The following is a 2,868-nucleotide window of genomic DNA, read 5'->3' as shown; positions in this document are numbered from 1 at the left end:
TTACTCGCTTAACAATTTAGAAAGCTCATCTAACTTTGGTGTTAAAATGACTTCTATTCGTCTGTTTTTTGCCTTCCCTTCTGGGGTTTCATTTGACGCTACGGGTGCAAATTCACCACGACCTGCAGCGGTTAAATTCTCAGGATTTATATTATTGTTTTCGCGTAAAATATTAACGATAGAAGTTGCTCTTTTTGTGGATAAATCCCAATTTCCGCTTAGTTGCCCGCTTCCGGTATATGGCGCATTATCGGTATGACCTTCAATTAAAACAGCAATATCTGGATTGTCGCCAAGTACGCTACCCAATTGCTTTACAGCCCTTGTGCCTTCGGCTCCAACAGCCCAACTTCCTGAACTGAATAACAATTTATTTTCCATAGAAACATAAACTTTTCCGTCGCGTTGTTCCACGGTTAAACCTTTCCCCTCAAAATCGGTTAAGGCTCTTGAAATAGCATTTTTAAGTGCTGTCATGGCGGCATCTTTAGAGGCTATAACTTGCTCTAATTCTGCTACGCGGTTTGATCGATCTTCTAATTCTTTTTTAAGCTTTGCTAGTCTTGAATTTTCGGCTGCAAGTGCTTGTTCCTTTGCTTCAAGTTGCGCTAATAATTCTCTGTTTTTTTGAGAATTTGCTGCTATGGATGCCGAACTATTCTTCTCTAAAGCATCGTATGAAGCTTTTAAATTATCTAAATTTGCTTTAGCCGCTTGGTATTCGCCTTGTAATTTATCACGCTGCTCGACAGCTTCATCATAGGCTGACTGTAATTGCTTTAATTCGTTTTCGGCTGCGGTTTTGGCGCTTAAAAGTGCTTCGTTACTGGTTGACAGCTTTTTGTTTTCCTTTTTTAAATCGGCATACTTTGACTCTAAGTCTTTATACACTTTTGGTGAAACGCAAGAAGCTAAAACCACTAGGGTCATTACGGTAAATAGGCTTTTTTTTATCATGGATAATTGGGTTTTGGTTTATTTATTTTCTATTTCTACAAGAATAGGACAATGGTCACTATGTACTGCATCAGAAAGTATAACGGCTCTTTTTATATTTTCTTGTAATGGCTCTGAAACCATCGCATAATCTAATCGCCAACCTTTATTATTGGCACGTGCATTGGCTCGGTAACTCCACCAGCTATATTGCTGTACATCAGGATTTATAAACCTGAATGAATCAATAAAACCGCTATCAATAAAACTTCCAATCCACTCGCGTTCTACTGGTAAAAATCCTGAGACACCTTTCATTTTTGGGTTATGAATATCTATCTCCTCATGACAAATATTATAATCGCCACAAATAATTAGGTTAGGAATATCTTTTTTAAGCGTGTTGATATAGTCTTGAAACAGATCCATATATTCCAATTTATGATCTAGTCGCGCATCATTTGTACCAGATGGCAAATACAAACTCATCACCGAAAATCCAGGAAAATCAGCACGAATGTTTCTGCCTTCAAAATCCATGGATTCTATCCCTGTACCGAATTCAACGTGCTTTGGCTTCGTTTTACTTAAAATAGCCACACCACTATAGCCTTTTTTATCGGCGCTGTACCAGTAATTATACTTGTACCCAGCTTCCTCAAAAAGACTTAAATCTAATTGTTCTTCCATGGCTTTTATTTCTTGCAAGCAAATTACATCTGGATTTGCTGCTTTAAGCCATTCTATAAAACCTTTATTTATGGCAGCTCGAATGCCGTTTACGTTATAAGATATAATTTTCATAGTACTTTTTAATGATTATGAGTTCCCATATTTCATCGGGACAATCCGTTTTTAAAAAATCGAATTGGTTTCAGCTAAAATAAATAATGCGTTACTTTTACACCATAAAAAGTAGCAGGAGTTTTAACGAAGCTATTAACAAAATATTTTAAACGATTTACAGTTTAAGTATCTGATGAAGTTTTACACATGCATTCTTATAGTTTTTATTGGGTATTTTGGCTTTTCGCAAAGTCAGAATTCCAACTATAAAACCAATACAGTTGCTGTAAAAGACACCATTAAAATTGATAGTGTTAGTATTAATTCCAATTCATTTACAATTAGAAAAAAAGATTATACCATTATTGATTCAACGTATTATTCAGTTGATTTTACAAAAGCCATTTTAACTTTTAAAAAGCCCATTGAAACTGATTCTGTAATTATCAACTATCTTAAATTTCCAGATTTCTTAACTAAAACCTACCAACAACTAGACGAACGTATTATTGTTGAGGATAACAGCAATACCCAAACCTTATATAAACTAACCCAACCCAATACCGAAAATACTTTTATTCCTTTTGATGGATTAACCACATCGGGAAGTATTTCGCGCGGTGTTACGGTTGGGAATAACCAAAACTCCGTTTTAAATAGCGAATTAGACCTTCAAATAACAGGAAAACTAAACGATAAAGTGTCTTTAAGAGCATCCATTCAAGATGCAAATATTCCGTTGCAAGAAAGTGGATATTCTCAACGTTTGGATGAATTTGACCAGGTTTTTATTGAATTATTTAGCGACCGTTGGAATGTTCGCGCTGGGGATATTGATTTAGTTAATGACAACTCCTATTTCGCCAATTTCTCAAAGCGTGTTCAAGGATTGAATTTTAATTTAATTTTAGGTGATCAAGATGCTCGAACCAATTTATTCGCTGCAGGTGCCATTGTACGTGGGCAGTTTACAACAAGTCAGTTTACAGCGCTAGAAGGCAATCAAGGTCCTTACAAACTTCAAGGTCCTAATGGTGAATTGTTTGTGCTTATTGTTTCGGGTAGCGAAACGGTATATGTAAATGGTATTCCTGTAAAACGTGGTGAAGACCAAGATTATATTATGGATTATAATGCAGGTGAAAT

The 2,868-nt window shown here is 35.7% G+C and carries 2 protein-coding genes and 1 pseudogene; 1 reads left to right on the top strand and 2 read right to left on the bottom strand.

All coding sequences use genetic code 11. The features are described from left to right. Together WBN21_RS10965 and WBN21_RS10960 are read right to left on the bottom strand one after the other, a co-directional pair. Positions 1-957: an OmpA family protein gene (locus WBN21_RS10965; RefSeq protein ID WP_424200213.1), complete on the bottom strand. Its 957-nt coding sequence runs from the start codon at positions 955-957 to the stop codon at positions 1-3. A gap of 18 nt (positions 958-975) precedes the next feature. Further along, positions 976-1,740 carry an exodeoxyribonuclease III gene (locus WBN21_RS10960; protein WP_424200211.1) on the bottom strand — a complete coding sequence of 255 codons (765 nt, stop codon included), beginning with the start codon at positions 1,738-1,740 and terminating at the stop codon, positions 976-978. Between the two features lie 175 nt (positions 1,741-1,915). Here WBN21_RS10960 and WBN21_RS10955 point away from each other — a divergent pair. Continuing rightward, positions 1,916-2,868 (top strand): annotated as a pseudogene (locus WBN21_RS10955) (hypothetical protein); the annotation flags it as partial.

The organism is Algibacter sp., assembly GCF_049667265.1.
Taxonomy (GTDB): domain Bacteria; phylum Bacteroidota; class Bacteroidia; order Flavobacteriales; family Flavobacteriaceae; genus Algibacter_B.
This window is presented reverse-complemented; position numbering and strand designations above follow the sequence as displayed.